Origin of the sequence: Paenibacillus konkukensis (genome assembly GCF_023523925.1) — a bacterium.
Taxonomy (GTDB): domain Bacteria; phylum Bacillota; class Bacilli; order Paenibacillales; family NBRC-103111; genus Paenibacillus_S; species Paenibacillus_S doosanensis.
Genome location: NZ_CP027059.1, coordinates 1,357,731 through 1,378,705, shown reverse-complemented (window position 1 = coordinate 1,378,705; position 20,975 = coordinate 1,357,731). Strand labels below are relative to the sequence as shown.

The 20,975-nt window shown below is 51.8% G+C and carries 17 protein-coding genes; 16 read left to right on the top strand and 1 reads right to left on the bottom strand.

The window, feature by feature from the left end; translation table 11 throughout:
• Window positions 1-403 precede the first annotated feature (403 nt).
• The 9 genes from SK3146_RS06075 to SK3146_RS06035 all read left to right on the top strand — a co-directional run bounded on the left by SK3146_RS06075 (window position 404) and on the right by SK3146_RS06035 (window position 9,785).
• Complete coding sequence (locus tag SK3146_RS06075) at window positions 404-1,039, top strand: CNNM metal transporter family protein (RefSeq protein ID WP_249864240.1); 636 nt, start codon at window positions 404-406, stop codon at window positions 1,037-1,039.
• Window positions 1,011-2,897, top strand: coding sequence for a 1-deoxy-D-xylulose-5-phosphate synthase (gene dxs / locus SK3146_RS06070; RefSeq protein WP_249864239.1), 1,887 nt, complete (start codon window positions 1,011-1,013; stop codon window positions 2,895-2,897). The genes SK3146_RS06075 and dxs overlap by 29 nt, the downstream gene beginning before the upstream one ends.
• A gap of 26 nt (window positions 2,898-2,923) precedes the next feature.
• Entirely contained in the window at window positions 2,924-3,757 is an 834-nt protein-coding gene (locus tag SK3146_RS06065; protein WP_249864238.1) for a TlyA family RNA methyltransferase, read from the top strand.
• A 238-nt stretch (window positions 3,758-3,995) separates the two neighbouring features.
• On the top strand, window positions 3,996-4,481 hold the full coding sequence (locus SK3146_RS06060; protein ID WP_249864237.1) for a hypothetical protein: 486 nt from the start codon (window positions 3,996-3,998) through the stop codon (window positions 4,479-4,481).
• Window positions 4,482-4,526: 45 nt separating this feature from the next.
• Window positions 4,527-4,976, top strand: a complete 450-nt coding sequence (gene ahrC, locus SK3146_RS06055; protein ID WP_249864236.1) for a transcriptional regulator AhrC/ArgR — start codon at window positions 4,527-4,529, stop codon at window positions 4,974-4,976.
• A gap of 15 nt (window positions 4,977-4,991) precedes the next feature.
• A complete protein-coding gene (gene recN / locus SK3146_RS06050) occupies window positions 4,992-6,686 on the top strand; it encodes a DNA repair protein RecN (protein WP_249864235.1) in 1,695 nt (564 codons plus the stop codon).
• 142 nt (window positions 6,687-6,828) lie between these two features.
• Window positions 6,829-8,133: a SpoIVB peptidase gene (gene spoIVB / locus SK3146_RS06045; protein WP_249866194.1), complete on the top strand. Its 1,305-nt coding sequence runs from the start codon at window positions 6,829-6,831 to the stop codon at window positions 8,131-8,133.
• Window positions 8,134-8,342: 209 nt separating this feature from the next.
• A complete protein-coding gene (spo0A, locus tag SK3146_RS06040; protein ID WP_249864234.1) occupies window positions 8,343-9,143 on the top strand; it encodes a sporulation transcription factor Spo0A in 801 nt (266 codons plus the stop codon).
• Window positions 9,144-9,359: 216 nt separating this feature from the next.
• On the top strand, window positions 9,360-9,785 hold the full coding sequence (locus SK3146_RS06035) for a GNAT family N-acetyltransferase (RefSeq protein WP_249864233.1): 426 nt from the start codon (window positions 9,360-9,362) through the stop codon (window positions 9,783-9,785).
• 171 nt (window positions 9,786-9,956) lie between these two features.
• Here SK3146_RS06035 and SK3146_RS06030 read toward each other — a convergent pair whose 3' ends face one another.
• Complete coding sequence (locus SK3146_RS06030; protein WP_249864232.1) at window positions 9,957-11,333, bottom strand: sulfatase family protein; 1,377 nt, start codon at window positions 11,331-11,333, stop codon at window positions 9,957-9,959.
• A 263-nt stretch (window positions 11,334-11,596) separates the two neighbouring features.
• On the opposite strand from SK3146_RS06030, the gene SK3146_RS06025 reads away from it, so the two are divergent.
• The 7 genes from SK3146_RS06025 (at window position 11,597) to SK3146_RS05995 (ending at window position 20,972) form a co-directional block, all read left to right on the top strand.
• Entirely contained in the window at window positions 11,597-13,084 is a 1,488-nt protein-coding gene (locus SK3146_RS06025; protein WP_249864231.1) for a sulfatase family protein, read from the top strand.
• A gap of 26 nt (window positions 13,085-13,110) precedes the next feature.
• Window positions 13,111-14,646 carry an extracellular solute-binding protein gene (locus SK3146_RS06020; RefSeq protein WP_249864230.1) on the top strand — a complete coding sequence of 512 codons (1,536 nt, stop codon included), beginning with the start codon at window positions 13,111-13,113 and terminating at the stop codon, window positions 14,644-14,646.
• Window positions 14,647-14,720: 74 nt separating this feature from the next.
• Window positions 14,721-15,680 carry an ABC transporter permease gene (locus SK3146_RS06015; RefSeq protein WP_434006889.1) on the top strand — a complete coding sequence of 320 codons (960 nt, stop codon included), beginning with the start codon at window positions 14,721-14,723 and terminating at the stop codon, window positions 15,678-15,680.
• Window position 15,681: 1 nt separating this feature from the next.
• Window positions 15,682-16,548, top strand: a complete 867-nt coding sequence (locus SK3146_RS06010; protein ID WP_249864228.1) for a carbohydrate ABC transporter permease — start codon at window positions 15,682-15,684, stop codon at window positions 16,546-16,548.
• A gap of 101 nt (window positions 16,549-16,649) precedes the next feature.
• Complete coding sequence (locus tag SK3146_RS06005) at window positions 16,650-17,666, top strand: response regulator transcription factor (protein ID WP_249864227.1); 1,017 nt, start codon at window positions 16,650-16,652, stop codon at window positions 17,664-17,666.
• 13 nt (window positions 17,667-17,679) lie between these two features.
• Complete coding sequence (locus SK3146_RS06000) at window positions 17,680-19,503, top strand: cache domain-containing sensor histidine kinase (protein WP_249864226.1); 1,824 nt, start codon at window positions 17,680-17,682, stop codon at window positions 19,501-19,503.
• A gap of 2 nt (window positions 19,504-19,505) precedes the next feature.
• The gene (locus SK3146_RS05995; RefSeq protein WP_249864225.1) at window positions 19,506-20,972 is read left to right on the top strand and encodes a sulfatase; all 1,467 of its coding nucleotides are present in this window, start codon (window positions 19,506-19,508) and stop codon (window positions 20,970-20,972) included.
• Window positions 20,973-20,975 lie beyond the last annotated feature (3 nt).

The following is a 20,975-nucleotide window of genomic DNA, read 5'->3' as shown; positions in this document are numbered from 1 at the left end:
TACTAGCGGCCTATGTTCCGTTTGAGCGCTTCTTGACTCGTGTGTTATAATGGGGGCAGTATTTGGGAGTGGTGCAGTATTCTAGTCGGTCCCTCCCCCCGTTAAGCCGTACGCATCCAGCTTGGCATTATAGGCTGCAGGAAGGCCGGGACGCCCGAGGAAAGCTCCTAGACTGTTCGCTTCATGGCGAGACTTTCTGGGGATTAAAGTGCGGACTAAGTGGCAATCCAGTCTGGCGTCCGGCGACGGCGTCAAGGCGGGCGTAAAGGGGAACCGCCTCTGCGGCGACGCTGGAGGTGTCCTGCTTGGGAAAACCTACTGGACCTAAGCCGCAGCGTTTACTCAGGAAGTTACCACTCGTACATACGGCACGACTTACCTAATAGGAGAGTCCGACCCAAAGATGAAGTTTTCTTTTATTCACTCCATCCGATGGAGTATTTTTATATTCATGGTAACCTTCATCACGGCCTGTATGTTAACGACGGCTTCGACGATTGCGCTCGAAGGGCTTTCTTGGGGCGCCGGCATGGCCTGTATCCTGCTTCTGATATGCGTCGGAATTGCGTTTGATATCCTCGGAACGGCGGCGGCGTCAGCTCGCGAAGCCCGTTTTCACGCGATGGCTTCCAAGCGGGTCAGAGGCGCCAGACACGCCGCCCGAATAGCCCGAAACGCCGAAAGAGTCTCCTATGTGTGCAGCGGCGTTATCGGGGATATTATCGCTGTCGTATGCGGAACGGCCAGCGCGCTCGTCATCTTCAAACTGATGGCGGGAATGGGCGCTGGAGACGAGGCGCCGAGGACGGCGGTTATCGTCTTATTTACAGCGTTGGTATCCGGCTTGACGGCGGGAGGCAAAGCGATGGGCAAATCGCTCGCCGCGCATCACTCTACCGCGATCATGCTGATTATCGGGAAGTTCTTATATATATTGGAGCATCGATTAGGTATTACATGGTTTTATCCGAAACGCAAAAAATCCAAACAAGGAAAGCGAGGGAACAAGCGTGCTGCTCGAACAAATCAATCAGCCTGAGGACTTAAAGCGATTATCGATAGAGCAACTGGAACAGCTGGCTGCCGAGATCAGACAGTTTCTTGTTGAGAAGCTTTCGGTCACCGGCGGACATCTCTCGTCTAACCTTGGAGTCGTCGAGCTAACTATCGCATTGCACTACTTGTTTAACAGTCCCTACGACAAATTTATATTCGATGTAGGGCATCAATCCTATGTTCATAAAATGTTTACCGGCCGGAAGGACAAGTTCGATACGCTGCGTAAATACAAAGGGATGTGCGGTTTTGTCAAGCGTTCCGAGAGCGAGCATGACGTCTGGGAGGCTGGACACAGCAGCACCTCTCTGTCCGCGGCGATGGGAATGGCGATGGCCCGCGATTTGAAGGGCGAGCATAACCGCGTCATTGCCATTATCGGCGACGGCGCGCTGACCGGCGGTATGGCTCTTGAGGCAATGAATCATATCGGACATGAGAAAAAGAATCTGATGGTCATTTTGAACGATAATGAAATGTCCATTGCTCCGAATGTCGGGGCTTTGCATAATTACCTGGGCAAAATCCGCTCCGACCGCAACTACGTAAAAGTAAAAGAAGAAGTGGAATATTTGATCAAGAAGATTCCGGCGATCGGAGGCACTCTGGCCAAAACGCTGGAGAAGCTGAAGGATTCTTTGAAATACATGGTCGTATCGGGCGTGTTGTTCGAAGAGCTGGGCTTTACTTATTTGGGACCTGTGGACGGCAACAATTTGCCGCTTATGCTGGAAACGCTGAAGCAGGCCGAGAAAGTCGAAGGCCCGGTCATGGTTCATGTTCTGACATTGAAAGGAAAGGGCTATACCCCTGCGGAAAAAGATTCTCACACTTGGCACGGGGCCAGTCCGTACAAGATCGAATCCGGCCAAATGCTCAAAGCGGTCGGTCCTCCGATGTATACGGAGGTGTTCAGCGGCGCCATCATGGAGCTGGCAAGCCAGGACGAGCGCATTGTCGCAGTAACGCCTGCGATGCCCGGCGGATCGGGCTTAATGAAATTTGCCGAGAAATTCCCGAAACGGATGATCGATGTAGGTATTGCCGAGCAGCATGCGGCTACTTTGTGTGCGGCGCTTGCGAGCGAAGGAATGAAGCCGGTGTATGCCGTCTATTCGACCTTTCTGCAGAGAGCGTACGACCAAGTTGTGCATGATATTTGCCGTGCCAATTTAAACGTCATTTTCGCCATAGACCGCGCCGGCTTCGTCGGTCCGGACGGCGAAACGCATCAAGGCGTATACGATATCGCTTACTTGCGCAGCATTCCCAACATGGTGCTTATGATGCCGAAGGACGAGAATGAGCTGCGTCATATGATGAAGACCGCGGTCGACTACAATGACGGTCCGATCGCCGTCCGTTATCCGCGTATAGCCGGCCTCGGCGTGACGATGGAGGAGACGATGCGTCCGATTCCTATCGGCACGTGGGAAGTGCTTAGAGCGGGCGACAGCGCGGTCGTGCTTGCCGTGGGCCCGATGATTCAAGTTGCAATGGAAGCGGCGGAGCAGCTTGCCAAAGAAGGCATCCAGCTTCGCGTCGTGAACGCCAGATTCATCAAGCCTATGGACGAAGCGATGCTGCTGCAACTGGCCAAAGAAAATCTGCCGATCATTACGCTGGAGGAAGGCTCGCAGGCGGGCGGTTTCGGCGGCGGCGTGCTGGAGTTTTATTCGAGCCACAGCTTGCACGGATTACAGATCAAAATTGTCGGGATTCCCGATTATTTCGTCGAGCACGGCTCCGTACCGGAGCAGCGCAAAGAAGTCGGACTTACGGCGGAACGCGTCGTAACCGAGGTGCATGCGCTGATGCCGCGCAAACGGCAGCATGCCTGACTTCTGGAAAGTAGGAAATTGAACAAATGGCAGCAGATAAAGAACGTTTGGATATATTGCTCGTAGAGCAGGGATTTTTCGAATCGCGGGAAAAGGCTAAAACATCCATTATGGCCGGTCTTGTGCTGGTCGACGACGAGCCCCTGGATAAAGCCGGAACCAAAATTCCGAGAACCGCGAAGATCGTCGTCAAAGGAGCCGTACATCCTTATGTCAGCCGCGGCGGCCTCAAGCTGGAAAAAGCGCTGAAGCTGTTCGAGATCGACGTCACCGGCGTGACGATGCTCGATATCGGAGCGTCTACCGGAGGTTTTACCGACTGTGCGCTGCAGAACGGCGCATCGTACGTGTATGCCGTCGACGTCGGCTACAATCAGCTGGACTGGTCGCTGCGCAGCAATCCGAAGGTGAACGTCATGGAACGGACGAACTTCCGCTTCATGCAGCCGGGCGATTTGAAAGGGCCGCAGCCCAGCTTCGCGTCCATCGACGTTTCATTCATCTCGCTGAAGCTGATTCTTCCTCCGCTGAAGCTGCTATTGGCCGAGCGGGGGGAAGTGGTTGCTCTGATCAAACCGCAATTCGAGGCAGGGCGCGAGAAAGTGCCGAAGACGGGCGTCGTTCGGGAGCCGGCAGTTCATACCGAGGTGCTGCAATCGACCTTGCGCTTTGCCGCCGATCACGGTTATGTGCTGAAAGGGCTGACGTTCTCGCCGATTAAGGGCGGGGAAGGCAATGTGGAATTTCTCGCTTATTTCCGCGTGAACACGGACGAAGCTTCGGCGCTGCCGGAAAATATGGACGAGCGGATACGGCAAGTGGTGGACGATGCGCAGAAACTTCAAAACTCATCTGGATGATGAGTTTTTTTTATAGTTTCTGCTCCTCCTGGAATTACTGACCAGTTCCGTCTAAAAAAATGGTTGATTTACAAACGTTTGTTCTGGTATGATCTGTTTACAGGAACAAGTGTTTGGTTCATTTCGTTTTGCCGCACCAAGACGGGACGGTAAGATCAGTGTACCCGAGCTTTTTTGCTGGTTTTGGAGGAAATTCATTGCTTGTCTCGAATACTATGCCTTGAGGTGAAGGGATGCCATGCAAAGCGGAGATGGATTGATTATCTTTCTCATTTTACTGGTATTGGGAACCTGGCTGTTTTATTATGTCCGGGGACGGATGCGGGAGACGGTGGAGTATGGATTGCAGGAGCTGCCGCGAGCGGACGACGTTCCGGAAGACGAGGCTACCCGTTTGCTGGAGCAAAGCGGATATTCGGTTATAAGCGGTAAGCAAAAGGTGCCGCTGAACATTGTTGTGGATGATGGAGAACAACTGCAAAGCCGCCTGTTTATCGATTACTTTGCCGAACGCGATGGCTTATACTACGCGGCCAAAATCGCCAAAGACCGCAAGCCTATGGAGATGACCGGCAGCTCGGTTCGGGATCATCTTCTGATCTACCAGCTGTTGTACCCCCAAACATCCGGCGTTCTTTACCTTGATCTTCAGCAGCAGAAAGTGAAGCAATTCGTATTTGAGATGGATTTGGAACATGACGAGGAAGAAGATAAAATAAGCTGAGACCGCTATTCACGAAATAGGGTAGTTTTCCTTAGGAGGTAAGCAATGAAAGGCCAACGCCACATAAAGATTCGGGAAATCGTGACGAACAACGAAATCGAAACCCAGGACGAGCTGGTCGAGCAGCTGAGGGCGGCCGGATTTCCGGTCACGCAAGCGACGATTTCCAGGGATATCAAGGAGCTTCATCTGATGAAGGTGCCTCTGGATGACGGGCGTTACAAATATTCCGTTCCTGCAGATCAGCGCTACAATCCGATGCATCGGTTGAAAAGAGCTTTGAACGATCATTTCGTTCATATCGATTACACCGAAAATTTGGTTGTAATGAAGAGCCTGCCGGGAACCGCCAACGCCATCGGCGCTTTGATCGACAGCCTCGAATGGAGCGAAATAATGGGAACGATTTGCGGTGACGACACCATTCTGATTATTTGCCGCAACAAGGAGCAGAGCGGTACGGTAGTAAACCAAATACTGTCCATGTTGAGTTAAACGGGAGAGATGGGAATGCTGCAAGAAATATCCATTCACAATTTGGCGGTTATCGAAGCTGTCCATTTGCATTTTCGCAAAGGATTTCATGTGCTGACAGGGGAGACGGGGGCGGGCAAGTCGATTATTATCGATGCTCTCACGCTTGTGGCCGGCGGCCGAAGCTCTGCGGATTTGGTTCGCTACGGCAGTGACAAAGCGACGATCGAAGCGCTGTTCGTCATCGATAAAGGGCATCCGGTGTGGGCGGTATTGGCGTCCCTCGGGATTGAAGCCGATTCCGAGGGGCATCTGATCATTCGCCGCGAGATTACGTTGCAAGGGAAAAGCACCAGCCGGATCAACGGCCATCTGGTCAATTTATCGGGATTGAAAGAAATCGGAAAGTGGCTGGTGAATATTCACGGTCAGCACGAACATCAATCCTTATTCCATATAGAAGAGCATATTCGCTGGCTCGACCTGTTCGGTGACGAGGAGATTGCGCCGGCAAAGCGGGATTACGAAGCAGCTTTTCAAATTTACTCCGATATTCGCAGGACGGTCAAAGAGCTTGAAGAAACGAGCAAGCAGTCGCTGCAGATGATGGATTTGTACCGTTTCCAGGTCGAAGAAATCACTTCGGCCAAATTAAAACGCAATGAAGATGAATTATTATTAGAAGAAAAGCGCAAACTATCAAATGCGGAAAAACGATACCAAAATGCTGCGGACGCATACGATTTGCTGTACGGCGGCAACAAAGGGCTCGATGCCATAAGCAAAGCCGTACAAAAGCTGGAGGAAATAGCGGCCCTCGATCCTGATATGCTGAAGGCTTTGGCCGAGCAGGCGCAGAGCGCTTTTTATCAACTGGAGGATGCCGCTTACCAAATCCGCGATTACCGCGACGAGGTCGAATTCAACCCGGTCCGCCTCGATTTCATCGAACAGCGGCTGGATACGATAGCTTCTTTAAAAAGAAAGTACGGCGAAAACGTCGACGATATTTTGCAGTATCTTGACAAGGTGACGCGTGAGCTCGACTTGATCGAGAATAAGGATGAGAAGCTTCAAGAGCTGCACAAGCAGGAGCAGGAGGCTCTGCAGCAGGTGCGGAGTTTGGCCCGGCGATTGACCGATCGACGGCAGACAGTGGCCGACAAGCTGGCTCAGGAGATTGTAGCGGAGCTCAGGGACTTACATATGGAACGTACGCAGTTCAAGGTTCAAATCGTGTCCAGAGACGATCATTTTACCATCGACGGAGCGGACGAGGTGGAGTTTCTGATCTCGGCCAATCCCGGCGAGCCTCTGCGCAGTCTCAGCAAGATTGCCTCAGGCGGTGAAATTTCGCGGGTGATGCTCGCGCTCAAATCGATTTTTGCAAGAATGGACCGGATTCCGGTACTTGTATTCGACGAAGTCGATACCGGAGTCAGCGGACGGGCCGCTCAAGCGATTGCCGAGAAAATGTCCAGGCTTTCCAGGGGATGTCAGGTTTTCTCGATTACTCATCTGCCGCAGGTCGCTTGCATGGCGGACGCGCATTATCGGATACATAAGTCTACGGACGGGGAGCGCACTTATACGAATGTAGATGATCTGCCGCAGGTCGGTCGTATGCATGAGTTGGCGCGAATGCTGGGCGGCGTAGAGGTTACGGAGAAGACGCTGCAGCATGCTCAGGAAATGCTCGATCTGGCGTTTGATAAGAAATCGAGGATGTAAAAGGTCAAGCGTGGCATCATTTTCACTTATAAAACGGTGGGCACAAGGTTAACTTATAGTTACACAAGCGGCGGTTATACAACACCGCCGAGCGAAGGAAGTAAGGGAGCGTGACACCGTGAGTTCCAACCAAAGAAAAAGAATGATTGGATTAATGCTCGTCTTCTTCGTTTGTTTGGGTAGCCTATCGACGCCCTTCCAAAGCTTTGCCTCTTTTCCAGCAGAACTGCGGCTCTTTACTGGCCAGCAAACCCATCTTCAACTGGCAATGCCCGTCAGTGCGCAAGTAACGGTTAACGATCCGGAAATATTGAAAGTAAACGGATCGGCAAGGCACTCATTTCAAGTTGATCTGCACCATCCGATTTCATTGGAATCCTACAAAGCAGGACAAGCTGAAATGAAACTAAAGCTATTCGGCAAAATTCCGCTGAAGACGGTCAAAGTGAGCGTAGTGCCGGACTTGAAAGTCATTCCAGGCGGACAAACAATCGGGGTGAAGCTGAAATCATCCGGTGTTCTGGTGGTCGGCCATCATTTAGTGGCGGTAGCCGAGGATAAAAAGATCTCCCCCGGCGAGGACGCCAAAATTCAATTGGGTGATTTGATCGTCAAAATTAACGGCAAGCCGCTGAAGGACATTTCCAAAGTAGCTGAATTGGCAGCCGAAGCGGGAGAGAATAAGAAGCCTCTGACCTTGACGCTGCGCCGCAATAACGAAACCATCGATCTGCAAATTCAACCGGTCTACGATATCGTGGATAAAGCTTACCGGCTGGGCCTCTATATTCGCGACTCCGCGGCAGGGGTAGGAACCTTGACATTCTACGCTCCAGATCAAGGAGTGTACGGCGCGCTGGGACACGTCATAACCGACATGGACACGCAAACTCCGATTGCGGTAGGCTCAGGCGAAATCGTGCATTCCAACGTAACCTCGATATCCAAAAGCCAAAACGGAGAGCCTGGAGAGAAAAGAGCGCAGTTCTCTAAAGAAAGCAAGGTACTGGGCAATATCGAGAAAAACACGCCATTCGGCATTTTTGGCAAAATGGACGCTCTTCCCGATCACGGGTTAATGAAAGAACCGATCCCGGTCGCTTTCGCCGAAGAAGTTAAAGAAGGCCCAGCGCAGATCTACACCGTGCTGAACGGTCAAAAAGTAGAAAAATTCGATATTGAAGTCATACATGTCGCAAAACAGGATTACCCGGCTACCAAAGGGATGGTCATTAAAATTACGGATCAAAAGCTGCTTGAAAAAACCGGTGGCATCGTACAAGGTATGAGCGGAAGTCCCATTATCCAAAACGGAAAAATGATCGGAGCCGTAACCCATGTATTTGTTAATGACCCGACCAGCGGGTATGGCTGCTTTATCGAATGGATGCTTCAAGATGCGGGAATTATGCTGAGGAACACAACAGGTGAACTGAAGGCAAGCTAATTGCCTTTAGTTTTTCTTTTTTGTAGAGCGAAGACCGCTTTTGTCGAAATCTGTATTTATTTGAATTAAATAAATTATTATAAGATAAAAATCAAAAAAAATCTAGAAAAATAATTTTCGACAGAAGGAATTTTATTCGTATTGTCGAAAGTATACTTAGGTAAAAAATGCTAAACCTTATTTGTCGCCATTTGAAGGAGGATGTTACGTTGCAAATGATCGAAGTATTGTTGGCTGATGACAACCGCGAATTCACGAATTTACTTTCCGAATTTATCGATGAACAAGACGACATGCAGGTAACGGGCGTTGCATATAACGGAAATGACGTGCTTCGTTTGATCGAGCAAGGAAATCGAATTCCGGACGTACTCATTTTGGATATTATCATGCCTCATTTGGACGGATTGGGAGTACTTGAGAAGCTGCGCGAAATGGATTTGCATCCGCAGCCCAAAATTATTATGCTTACAGCTTTCGGCCAAGAGAACATTACGCAAAAAGCTGTTCAGCTAGGCGCATCCTATTATATCCTGAAGCCGTTTGACATGGAAATTTTGACGAATCGCATTCGTCAGCTTGTTTCCAACAATCAGACCACATCGGTAACAACGCATTCTTCTCCAAAAGCAAATGTGGTGCAGCTGCCGAAAACCAAAAATCTTGACGCTAACATCACGACCATCATCCATGAAATCGGAGTGCCGGCTCATATCAAAGGATACCAATATTTGCGCGAAGCGATTACGATGGTATATAACAACATCGAAATTTTGGGCGCGATCACCAAAACGCTCTATCCGGCCATTGCCGAAAAATACAAAACGACGCCAAGCCGCGTCGAGCGCGCCATTCGCCACGCGATCGAAGTCGCCTGGACCCGCGGCAACATCGACAGCATCAGTCACTTATTTGGCTACACGATTAATATCTCGAAAGCAAAACCCACCAATAGCGAATTCATTGCGATGGTCGCGGATAAGCTGAGAATTGAGCACAAGGTGTCGTGAAAGGGGAAGGAGTAACGAATTAGCAAGGCGGTTTGGAGTTGGAAGCAGCTTACAGCCAGACGGAAAGACCAACTAATAGCTTTTGAAAACCAATAAATTCTTATTGGTAAACCAACTAATTCCTCTTATTCATTGGGTTATAACCAACCTTAATGAGTAGGAGGAATTTGTCTTTTAAATTCAAAGAATGTAACGTTTAAGGACCTGGTGACGATTATGTTTATAAGGAAAGCGGAATTATCTGATGCTGCTCATTTATCGGCTTTATCAGAACAACTGGATTATACAGTTACGCCAGAGGATATGGCAGCCCGCTTGGGCAAGATTTTCAACGAAGCGGATCATGCTGTTTTCGTGATGGAAACGGAAAATTCCGTCGCCGGATGGGTGCATATTCATGGCAGGCACTTATTGGAAAGCCCGGCGTTTGCGGAAATTGGCGGATTGGTTGTTGATTCTGCCCATCGGCGCAAAGGAATCGGAGAGAAACTGATGCGTCAGTGTGAACAATGGGCCAGAGAAAAAGGATATGCTGCCGTTCGGCTGCGTTCCAGCGATCAGAGAAAGGAAGCGCATGAGTTTTATAAAAGGATTGGATATGACAATGTAAAGGCGCAGCAAGTGTTTCATTTGAAGCTATAAATGTTCAAGTAGAGGTTGGCAGGCGGTGAGCCGATCGATATTGATTTAAATACGAATTAATATAGCGAAATCACAAATACCGCTTATTGATGGGTTCAGCTAAAAGCCAACAAATAAGCGGTTTTTTCTTGTTATATTCTGAGAAAAAAGAGATCAGCGGCCTATGTCCGCTTATTTTCTAAGCTCTTGCATCTGCTTCATTAAGGGCCGGACCAGCTCCGGGCGAGATGGAATCAAATTGATAAGCTCTTGCGGATCGTCTTGCAGATCGTATAATTCGTTGATGTCATTATGATTTTCGATGAGTTTGTATCTTCCGTCAAAGATCATGCGCGTATTGTTCAGCTCGCTAAACTGATAAGCTTTATGTTCCGCCTGTTCCCCCTTTAGCTGCGGAACTAGCGATTTACCGTCCAATGTACTCTCCATACGCTCTATGCCCGCCAGCTCCAACATGGTAGGATGCAAATCCATCAGCTCGGCCAAGGCATCGCTGGTTCCGGCATGGGGTTGCCGCGGGTCGGCAATAATAAGCGGAATGCGCAAAGCGCCTTCATACATCGTGCTTTTCTGAAATAAACCGTGATCTCCCATCATTTCCCCGTGATCCGCACAAAATATGACGACCGTTTGATCTGCCGCTCCCGTGGCTTCCAAAGTGTCCAGAATATGTCCTACCCAGTCGTCAATAAGCTTGATAGCAGCTCCGTAATGACGCTTCACCCGGTGCAGCTCCTCCTCTGACATCCCGCCCGTTTGCTTGTTTGCCTTTTTCTTGATCCACTCCGGTTTATTCCTGAGATCGTCCTGAATGGAAGCGGGAAATGCTTCCGGATGATAGGCGTCAACATAGGACGCCGGGGCATCCCATGGATCATGCGGGCCGACGAAGCTGACAAATAAATGCCACGGTGTTTCCGAGCCGGCCAGTTCGATAAACTCGCATGATTTGCGCCCGATGTAGCTGTCATGGAAATGCTCGGCGGGCAGCGGCGACGGCCATGCGTTCCAATATTTCCAATCCGCGAAGCGCTGCTTGTAATCCTGAACGAAGGCGGTAAGCAGCCCCCGCTCTCGCAAGTAGTTCTGATACGGCCCGGCGATATGCTCGTCGTTACCGGGATCGATATCGAAGCTCATCAGGTTATTTCGTTGAAACGCGGCGTTCATCTTGCCTTCCGTTTCATGCGGGTCTGTAAATCCGAGATGATACATCAGCGGAAGATTGCCGTTTATGCCGTAGAAATGATCCCCCTTGTGCAAATCGCTTTTCCCGACGATCCCCACGCGGTAGCCGGCTTGTCTTAAAGCTTGATAATAGGTGGCTTGATCATTGGGAAAGTTCACGAAGTTCTCCAAGTTCCCCAGCCGGTGCGGGTACTTCCCCGCGGCCAGCGAGCAGCGGCTCGGTCCGCAGACGGGACTATTGCACGCGGCCTTCACGAACCGTATCCCGTTTGCGGCAATCCGGTCAATATTCGGCGTCTCCAGGAAAGAGGCGCCCGCGCAGCTCAGCCAATCGGCTCGAAATTGATCAACCATAATCATAACAATATTCGGATGGTTCAATCGGCATCATCCCTTCTTGATCTATAGGTCATCCCCGAGTATAGCAAAGAGAGGCTGCGGATTCGTTAGCGGATTTTCCGATTTATTCGCATATTATCGCAAGTTGTCCCGCCCGCTTTGCATCCGCGGAAAAAATGCAAACAAATCGGATAATGCGTTAAGGACTTTCCTACCGTGTTCACGGTATAGTTAAGTTGTTTCAACACACATCAATCCGAGATTCCCAGGGGGGAGCAAGTCAATTGAAAAAGAAACCTCATATGATCCTGTTCAATCCCGATCAGTGGCGCGGAGACGTTATGGGGCATTTGGGCAACCCGGCTGCCGTCACGCCGCATTTGGATGAGCTTGTCGCTACGGAGGCTGTGTCGTTCCGCAGCGCCTTTTGCCAAAATCCGGTATGCACCCCGAGCCGCTGCTCCTTTATGTCGGGCTGGTATCCGCATGTCCGAGGTCACCGCACGATGTACCATATGATGCGGCCCGAGGAGCCGGTGCTGCTCAAGACGCTGAAGGATGCAGGGTACTTTGTCTGGTGGGGCGGGAAGAACGATCTGATTCCCCCTACTAGCGGCTTTGACGCCTATTGCGATATCAAGTATGAGCCGGAACGCAAGCCGCGCCCGATGTTCGGCGGAGCATTCCAGGCAGCGGGAGGGAACTGGCGCGGAGATCCCGGCAGCGATAAGTACTATTCGTTCTTCGCGGGAGAGCTGGACACGCAAGGGGAAGATATGTATTACGATTCGGACTGGGCCCATATTTTGGGAGCGATCGATTTCATCAAGAACGCGCCGGCGGATCAGCCGCTATGCATCTACTTGCCGATTCTTTATCCCCATCCGCCGTATGCCGTAGAGAAGTCCTGGTACGACCTTATCGACAAGTTGCTGCTCCCGGAACGGATTCGTCCGGAATATCTGTCCGAGGATAAGCCGTCCATTTTATCCGGTCTGCGCGAGCTGTACCAGATGCAGAGCTGGTCCGAAGAGCGATGGGCGGAGCTTCGAGCGACGTATTATGGGATGTGCGCGCGTGTGGATCACCAGTTCGGCTTGTTGATGAAAGCGCTTAAAGATGCGGGAATCTATGATGACACCGCGGTATTTTTCTTCTCGGATCACGGAGATTTCACAGGGGATTACGGCCTGGTGGAGAAAAACCAGAATACGTTCGAAGATTGCTTGACGCGCGTTCCGTTCATTGTCAAGCCTCCTGCATCCGAAAAGGTGAAGCCGGGTGTATCCGACGCGCTCGTCGAATTGATCGACATGACGGCCACCGTACACCATTATGCGGGAATTACGCCGGATTACACGCTCTTCGGAAAATCGCTGGCTCCTTTGATCGAGGGAGAGACTGAGGAGCACCGGGATGCCGTATTCTGCGAGGGAGGGCGGCTGCACGGAGAAACGCATTGCAACGAGTCGGCTCCTGCCAATGAAGCTCCTTCCATGCTATATTGGCCTCGCGGCCAAATGCAGCGAAGCGAGGGGCCCGAGCATACGAAGGCGACGATGATTCGGACGCATCGATATAAGTACGTCCGCCGGTATTACGAAACGGATGAGTTATACGATCTGGAGCAGGACCCTATGGAGACGCAGAACCGAATCCATGACGCTTCTTTGGCCCGGGTGAGGGAGGAACTAAGGGAGCGGATGCTGGATTTCTATCAGGAAACCTGCGATGTCGTGCCTCATGTCAGAGATTCCAGAGAAAAGCACTAATTAAGCTATGGGAGGTTATTAAGATAATGAAAACGATGACGGCACTGACCTTAACCGCTGCGCTTCTCGCCTCGGCGCTAGCCGGCTGCGCCAACACTTCCGATCCCGGCAAGAGCAAAGAAGGGAACGGAAAGGGAACGGCGGACGATTCTAATGAAAAAATTACAATTAATCTGATGACGCGAAGCTATGCCGGGGGAGGCTGGGCCCCCAATCATCCGATGATCGAAGAGATCAACAAGCGTCTGAACATCGATTTGAAGGTTGAGTGGGTTCCGTCCGCGAACTACCAGGAGAAGCTGAACGTGTTGGCCGCCTCGAACAATTTCCCGGATGTGTTCTATGTGCCGAACGCCGAATACGTCAAATGGCAGGGAAAAAATATTTTTATGGATGTACTTCCTGAACTTGGAAAATATCCGAACATTACGAAGTATATCCCCGAAGATGCGCTGAAGCAGTTCAATCCGAAGGGCAAGTATTACGGCATTCCGTTCTATTACCAGGAGGCGCGGGATTCGCTGGCGATCCGTAAGGATTGGCTGGATAAGCTGGGGCTGAAGATGCCGGAGACGATCGACGAGTTTTACGAGGTGGCCAAAGCCTTCGCTATGAAGGACCCGGACGGCAACGGAAAGCAGGACACGGTAGGCTTCTCGCTTGAGGTTAGTCCGAACGGCAAGTTCGGATTTGGCGGCACGGCGAACTTTTTGACCGCAAGCTTCGGGCTTGCCAACAACTGGACGCTGGACGCGAACGGCAAGCTGACGCCGATGCAAACCCAGAGCAAGGAGCTTAAGGATTTCATCGGATTCATGCGCAAGGCTTATGCCGAAGGAGTACTTGACAAGGATTCGCCGATTTTGAAATCGCGCGATTCCTTGAATAAACTGGAGGCGGGCAAGTCGGGAATTGCCTATGTGAATCCGCAGCAATTATACACGGAGACGCTGCCCCCGCTGCTCAAGACCGATCCCAAGGCGGAGCTTGCCCAACTGATGCCTCCGAAGGGGCCGGACGGCAAAAGCGGAATTCCCGCTACGACATCGGGAGACCGGATTGCGATTAACGCCAAAATCGACGCCAAGAAGCAGCAGCGTATTCTGAAGCTGATGGACTATATGCTGTCGGACGAAGGCTACGATTTCGTCAAGCACGGCATCGAAGGCGTTCATTATAAGAAAATAAGCGACACGAAATACGAGCAGCTCGAGGCATCGGTGAAGGATCGCCAGTTCCTGCTGCTAGGCTGGTTTTTCAAGCGCTACGACCCGATGTTCCTGATCTACAAGTGGATGGACCCGAAGGAAGTGGACACGATCAAGACGTATTTCGACAACAACGAAAAAGTGAAGGTCAAGGATGCGGCGGCAGGGCTCGTATCCGATACGGCAATCAAGCTCGGTACCAACATCGACAAGAAGTGGATGGATACGATGGTGAAGGTCATTGCCGGTCAAGAGCCTATGGATGCGATCGATAAGGCGATTGCGGATTGGAAAGCCGGCGGCGGCGACAAAATCATTCAAGAGATGAACGAAGAATACCAGAAGGTGAAGTAAACGGGCAGGAGGGACCGGAGCGGGGGAGGGCGGAGGCGTCTTCTCCCGAGTCTCTCCGACATGAAAGGGAGGTTATTCGCTTGGGAACTGCTGCCGTACATCCGGAGAAAGTGAGCACCAAGACGGCGGCTCGCAGCCGCTGGTACGAGTGGAAGCGCGGGCTGCCGATCTATATGATGATTTTGCCGGGCTTTCTGTTCTTTATTATATTCAAATATGTTCCTATGGCCGGAATCCTCATTGCGTTTCAGCAATACGATCCGTTTGAAGGATTTATGGGCAGTCCTTGGGTGGGACTGGACCATTTCGGGACGCTGTTTCAGGACCCTGATTTTTGGATGATATTCCGCAATACGCTTATCATTAGCGGCTTGAATTTATTTTTGTTTTTTCCGATGCCGATCGTTCTGGCTCTTCTGCTGAATGAGGTAAGGCTCAAGTGGTTCAAGAAGGGAGCGCAGACGCTGCTGTACGTTCCGCATTTTTTGAGCTGGGTCGTTATCGTCAGCATAACGGCGCTGCTGTTCTCCACCCAGGACGGGGGCATTAACAATCTTATTTCTACATGGGGCTACGAGCGCCTGGACGTTATGACCAATCCCGATTCGTTCCGCGCCTTGTATTTGCTGCAGGTCATCTGGAAGGAAGCGGGCTGGAGCGCGATCATCTTCCTCGCCGCGCTGGCTTCGGTAGATCCTACGCTGTACGAGGCGGCCCGGGTGGACGGGGCGAGCCGCTTGCGCCAAATTTGGCACATCAATCTGCCGGCGCTGAGATCAACCATTATTATCTTGTTTATCCTGAGGCTCGGGCATGTGATGGATACCGGCTTCGAGCATATTTTGCTGCTGCAAAATGCGCTGAATATTCAGGTTTCCGAAGTGTTCGATACGTATGTGTACCGCGTCGGCATCAATCAGGCGGAGTTTAGCTACACGACGGCGGTCGGTCTGTTTAAGGCGCTTATCGGGCTGGGGCTTGTCTATTTGGCAAACCGCGCATCCCATAAGATCGGCGAGGAGGGCGTCTATTAATATGAAAACTTATACGCTGCGGAAGGCGTCCTTCTTCGATGCGCTCGTTTACGCGGTGCTGACCGTCGTCTTGCTGGGCGTGCTGCTTCCTTGCTTGTATGTCCTGCTCAGCTCGTTTTCCACCAAACAGGAGATGCTATCCAGAGGCTTCTTCCTGATCCCGGAGACCTGGACGCTCAATGCCTACGGTTACTTGTTTAACAATCATAACTTTCTGACCTCGTTTAAAAATGCGTTCGAAATTACGATCGTCGGGACGGCGCTCAGCATTTCGACGACGACGCTGATGGCTTACGGGCTATCCCGCACATGGCTGAAGGGCAGGAAAACGCTCAATATTATGGTCGTGTTTACCGTGCTGTTCAGCGGCGGGATCATTCCGATGTATTTGCTAACGAGCCAGCTGGGGCTGCTCAATACGTATTGGTCGCTGTTTCTGAACAATTTGATTTTGCCTTTTAACCTGATTGTCATGCGCAGCTTTTTCCAGAATACGCCCAAGGAACTGGAGGAAGCGGCGCGGATGGACGGCTGCGGCGAGTGGATGCTGTTTTTCCGGGTGATGCTGCCGTTGTCGATGACTTCGGTAGCGACCTTCATCGTATTTTACGCCGTATTTTACTGGAACTCGTATTTTCAGGCGATTCTTTTCATCAGCGATTCGCAGCTGATTCCGCTGCAGGTCTTTTTGCGTCAAATCGTGCTGGAGTCGGGAAATTCCTTGGAGTCGATATCCAACGGCTACGAATTCGGACCTCCCGTTAAAATGGCGGTCGTCGTGATGGCTTCGCTGCCGATGATCGTGATGTATCCGTTCTTCCAAAAGTACTTCGACAAGGGCATGCTCGTAGGTTCCGTGAAAGGGTAAGCCGGCGGCGGGAGCAGCCTCCTGGCGTGCTATAATGGGAAGGACATGTCCCTTCTGCATCATACCGTCATGTCATTACTAAACAATGGGATGGTGTTCTTATGTATCAGGTTATGGTCGTAGAGGATGAACAATGGATTCGCGGCGCTGTCGTCAAAATGGTGGAAAAACTGGGCGGAGCCTTCGAGGTCGCAGCCGAGGCGGGCAACGGCGAAGAGGCGCTGCAGGCTATTTATCAAGTATGGCCGACCATTGTCATTACCGATATTATGATGCCTGTTCAAGACGGCCTGTGGCTTGTGCGGGAGATCGCCGAGCGGCGGCTGCCGGTCATAACGATCATTCTTACCGGATACAACGAATTCGAATATGCGCGCCAGGCGCTGAGATACGACGTCAGCGATTTTCTTTTGAAGCCGGTTCTGGAGGAAGAGCTGAGCAAGGCGCTGGAGAAGGCCAAAGAACGGATTCCGCAATTTCATAAGCTGCGGCAGTATTATTTGGGCATCCAGCTGTATTTCGATAAAATAACCGAATATGACGCTCAGTCGCTGTTCGAGGAGCAGGGTGGCCTCGTCAGCCGCATCATCAATGCCGCGGACTTGCAAGAAAGCGAGAAGAACGTGCTGCTGCGCACCTTTTCCGGCAAATATAACGAGCTCATTCAAAGCATGCAGCCCGGTTACGCGCGCATTCCGGCCGCGGCGGGGGGACGGGCGGAGGAGATCCGGGCTCATTTTCTCAAGCTTACCGAGGAATGGCTGCAATGCTATAACGCGATGACGAGCGGCGAAATGCGGCAAATTATCCGCAAGGTGTGCGATTATTTGCAGGCTCATTATCATGAGGAGCTCTCCGTGTCGGATATGACGCAGCGCTTCCATATCAGCGTCTCGCAGTTCAGCTTGCTGTTCAAGAAATATACGGGGCAGTCGTTTATTAACTACCTTAATGCGCTGCGCGTGCAGCAGGCCAAGCTTCTGCTCGTCGACGGAGAGCGCAAAGTGTACGAGGTTGCCGAACAGGTAGGCTTTCAGTCGCTGCCTCATTTTAACCGGGTGTTCAAGCAAATGACGGGACAGTCCCCTAAGGAATACCGGAAATGGTTAAGCGTGTGAGCGTATGAAGCCAATGTTAAAGCGCTTCCACCTTCATTTCTCCATTAAAACGAAACTAACCGTCGCTTTTTTGCTGGTAGGCTTGCTGACGATTTTGCTGATGGGATTCTTATCGTTTCACTTATACAGCAGCGGGATTAAACGGGATTTCCATCGCATCTCCCAGGAAGCTACGCTTAGGCTGAACCATCATATCGACTTTTACATTTACCAGCTGACCAAATCGACTTCCTCCGTGGCCAAGGATGAGCATGTGCAGCAGTGGATGAAATACGGACAGGCGGCGACCCTTGAGGAGCAGGTTGAGGTTCAGTCCGTGCTCAGAAGATACGTGGCGCTCAATTATCCCGAGATCGTAGGGATGTTCCTGTTGTCTGCGGATAACCGCACCTTGGCTATGACCAATTTGGCGCTCCGATCGGAGGAGCTGCTTGCTCAGGAGCCGTGGTATCATAACGGCATTTCGGAAAAGACGACGGTGATCTCAACCCATGCCGTCAAGTATGTGAACGAGGATGTAAGGGTGCTTTCCTTGGAAATGCCGATTTACAGTGTGGAAAATATGGATTTGCTGGGGAAATTGGTGATCGATTTTCAACTGGACGAAATTCAGCGCACCTTCGAGAAATCGTCTCTTGCGCCCCAGGGGCGGTTCTTCATTATTTCCGATCGGGACAGTATTATTTATTATCCCAATTACAAATGGCTCGGTCTGCCGCGGGAGCAGACCGCGTTGCGGCAGCTGGATCTGTCCGATAACGAGAACGCTTCGATTCAGCAGTGGGAAGGACAGCGGACGCTGGTCGCCGTGACCCGGTCGGATACGACAGGCTGGACGTTCGTCTCCGTCGTCCCGTACGAGGAGATGGCTTCCGCGTCCAAGCATACGCCCAACACGATGCTTCTCGCTTTTCTTATCATCGCCGTATGTATTATATTGGTGGTTCCTTTTCTATCCGGCGCGTTCGTGAAGCCGATCCTGCATCTGCGGCAGGTGATGGGCAGCGTGGAGCGGGGCGATCTGCAAGTGCGTGCCACGTACGCCTCGGGCTATGACGAATTTCAGTATTTGAATCGAAGCTTCAATATGATGATCGAGCAGGTCAATCATTTGCTGGAAACGGTAAGCACCTTGAAACTGCAGGAGGTCAGCCTTCAGCTCAGGGAGAAGGAAGCTTTGGTGAAGGCGCTGCAAACCCAGATCAACCCGCATTTTTTATATAATTCTCTCGATATTATCAAAAGTATGGCATATCTGGAGGATATGCCGGAGATGGTCACGATGGCGCGAAGTCTGGCGGACTTTTACCGTTATACGGCGCAGGATATGAATGCGATTGTGAAGCTGGAGGAGGAGCTTGCGCAGCTCAAGCATTATTTGTCCGTCATTCATATCCGGTTTCCGGGAACGTTCCGCAGCCAGATCAGCGTCAACGAGAAATTTATGAATTGTCTGATCCCTAAACTGATCGTGCAGCCGCTCGTGGAAAATGCGGTCAAATACGCGATTGAGCCTAAGGAAGGCAAAGGAAGCATCATCGTCAACGCCTTCGACGATCAGAACGATCTTGTTATCGAGGTGGCGGATAACGGACCGGGTATTCGCCGGGAGCGGCTGGAGTCCATTCAAGCGATGCTCGGCAAGCTCTCCGAAAACGCGCTGCGCGAATACGGCAAGCAGGCGAGCCTCGGCATTGCGAACGTGCATGCGCGCATTGTGCTGCAGTACGGCGCGCCTTACGGGCTGAGCCTGGATTCCTTCGAGGGGCGCGGAACGGTCGCGTCGCTGCGGCTGCCGCTCCACTTATTGCAGAACCATAACGAAAGCGAGGGTTAATCATGAAAGCGATCATGCTTATGTTCGACACGCTCAACAGACATATGCTGCCTCCCTACGGCTGCGACTGGATTCACGCGCCCAATTTCAAGCGGCTGGCCGAAAAGACGGTGACCTTCGACCAGGCCTACGTCGGCAGTATGCCGTGCATGCCTGCGCGGCGGGAGCTGCAAACCGGCAGGTACAACTTCCTGCACCGCAGCTGGGGGCCGATGGAGCCGTTCGACGACTCGATGCCGGAAATATTGAAGCAGCACGGCGTGTATACCCATATCGTCACCGATCATCAGCATTACTGGGAGGACGGCGGGGGAACGTATCATACGCGCTACAGCTCGTTCGAGCTGATCCGCGGGCAGGAGGGCGATCCGTGGAAGGGGGAAGTAGGCGACCCCGAGCTTCCCGATATGATCGGGATGAAGCAGATGCATCAGCTGATCCGCCAGGATTGGATCAACCGGCAGTATATCCGCGAGGAGAAGGACTTTCCCCAGGCGCAGACGATGGAGAAGGGGCTTGAATTCATACGCCGCAACGGCGATGCGGACAGATGGTTTCTGCAGATCGAAACGTTCGATCCGCATGAGCCGTTCTATGCGCCTCAGGCATACCGGGACTTATATCCCCACAAGTATGACGGGAAGCACTTTGACTGGCCGCCGTACGGCCCCGTGAAGGAGACGAAGGAAGAGATTGAGCATGTCCGTTACGAGTACGCCGCGCTTCTTAGCATGTGCGATCATTATTTGGGCAAGGTGCTCGATACGATGGATGAGCTCGATTTGTGGAAGGATACGATGCTTATCGTCAACACGGATCACGGGTATTTGCTCGGCGAACACGATTGGTGGGCCAAGACGATCATGCCGTTTTACAACGAAATCGCCCATATCCCTTTATTTATTTGGGACCCTCGCAGCGGAGCGCGCAACGAACGAAGACAGAGCCTCGTGCAGACGATCGACTTTGCGCCGACGCTGCTGGAATACTTCGGAGCGGATATTCCTCCGGATATGCAGGGGAAGCCGCTTAAGCATACGATTGCCCGGGACGAGGCGGTGCGCGAGGCGGCGCTCTTCGGCCTGCACGGGGCGCATGTCAATGTGACCGACGGAAGGTACGTATATATGCGGGCGCCGGTGTCCGAGGATAATACGCCTTTATACAACTACACGCTGATGCCGACCCATATGCGCAGCCGCTTCTCGGTGCCGGAGCTTCAGGAAATCAGCCTGCAGGAGCCGTTCTCATTTACCAAAGGCGTGCGAACGATGAAGATCCGGGCGTCCGGTTACAACCACTACCATGCCTTCGGCACCTTGCTGTACGATGTGCAGGACGACCCGTATCAGCAGAAGCCGCTGACCGCTCATCCGGAGACGGAGCGCAGAATGATCGAACTGATGAAGCGGCTGATGGCCGACAGCGACGCTCCGGCGGAGCAGTATGCGCGCCTGGGGCTGGATTAACAA

Coding starts and splice junctions, on each gene's coding strand:
- SK3146_RS06060 (WP_249864237.1), top strand. CDS start 3,996: ATGCAAAGCGGAGATGGATTGATTATCTTTCTCATTTTACTGGTATTG.
- SK3146_RS06035 (WP_249864233.1), top strand. CDS start 9,360: ATGTTTATAAGGAAAGCGGAATTATCTGATGCTGCTCATTTATCGGCT.
- SK3146_RS06065 (WP_249864238.1), top strand. CDS start 2,924: ATGGCAGCAGATAAAGAACGTTTGGATATATTGCTCGTAGAGCAGGGA.
- recN (WP_249864235.1), top strand. CDS start 4,992: ATGCTGCAAGAAATATCCATTCACAATTTGGCGGTTATCGAAGCTGTC.
- SK3146_RS06075 (WP_249864240.1), top strand. CDS start 404: ATGAAGTTTTCTTTTATTCACTCCATCCGATGGAGTATTTTTATATTC.
- SK3146_RS06030 (WP_249864232.1), bottom strand. CDS start 11,333: ATGATTATGGTTGATCAATTTCGAGCCGATTGGCTGAGCTGCGCGGGC.
- SK3146_RS05995 (WP_249864225.1), top strand. CDS start 19,506: ATGAAAGCGATCATGCTTATGTTCGACACGCTCAACAGACATATGCTG.
- ahrC (WP_249864236.1), top strand. CDS start 4,527: ATGAAAGGCCAACGCCACATAAAGATTCGGGAAATCGTGACGAACAAC.
- spoIVB (WP_249866194.1), top strand. CDS start 6,829: ATGATTGGATTAATGCTCGTCTTCTTCGTTTGTTTGGGTAGCCTATCG.
- SK3146_RS06005 (WP_249864227.1), top strand. CDS start 16,650: ATGTATCAGGTTATGGTCGTAGAGGATGAACAATGGATTCGCGGCGCT.
- SK3146_RS06020 (WP_249864230.1), top strand. CDS start 13,111: ATGAAAACGATGACGGCACTGACCTTAACCGCTGCGCTTCTCGCCTCG.
- SK3146_RS06000 (WP_249864226.1), top strand. CDS start 17,680: ATGTTAAAGCGCTTCCACCTTCATTTCTCCATTAAAACGAAACTAACC.
- SK3146_RS06010 (WP_249864228.1), top strand. CDS start 15,682: ATGAAAACTTATACGCTGCGGAAGGCGTCCTTCTTCGATGCGCTCGTT.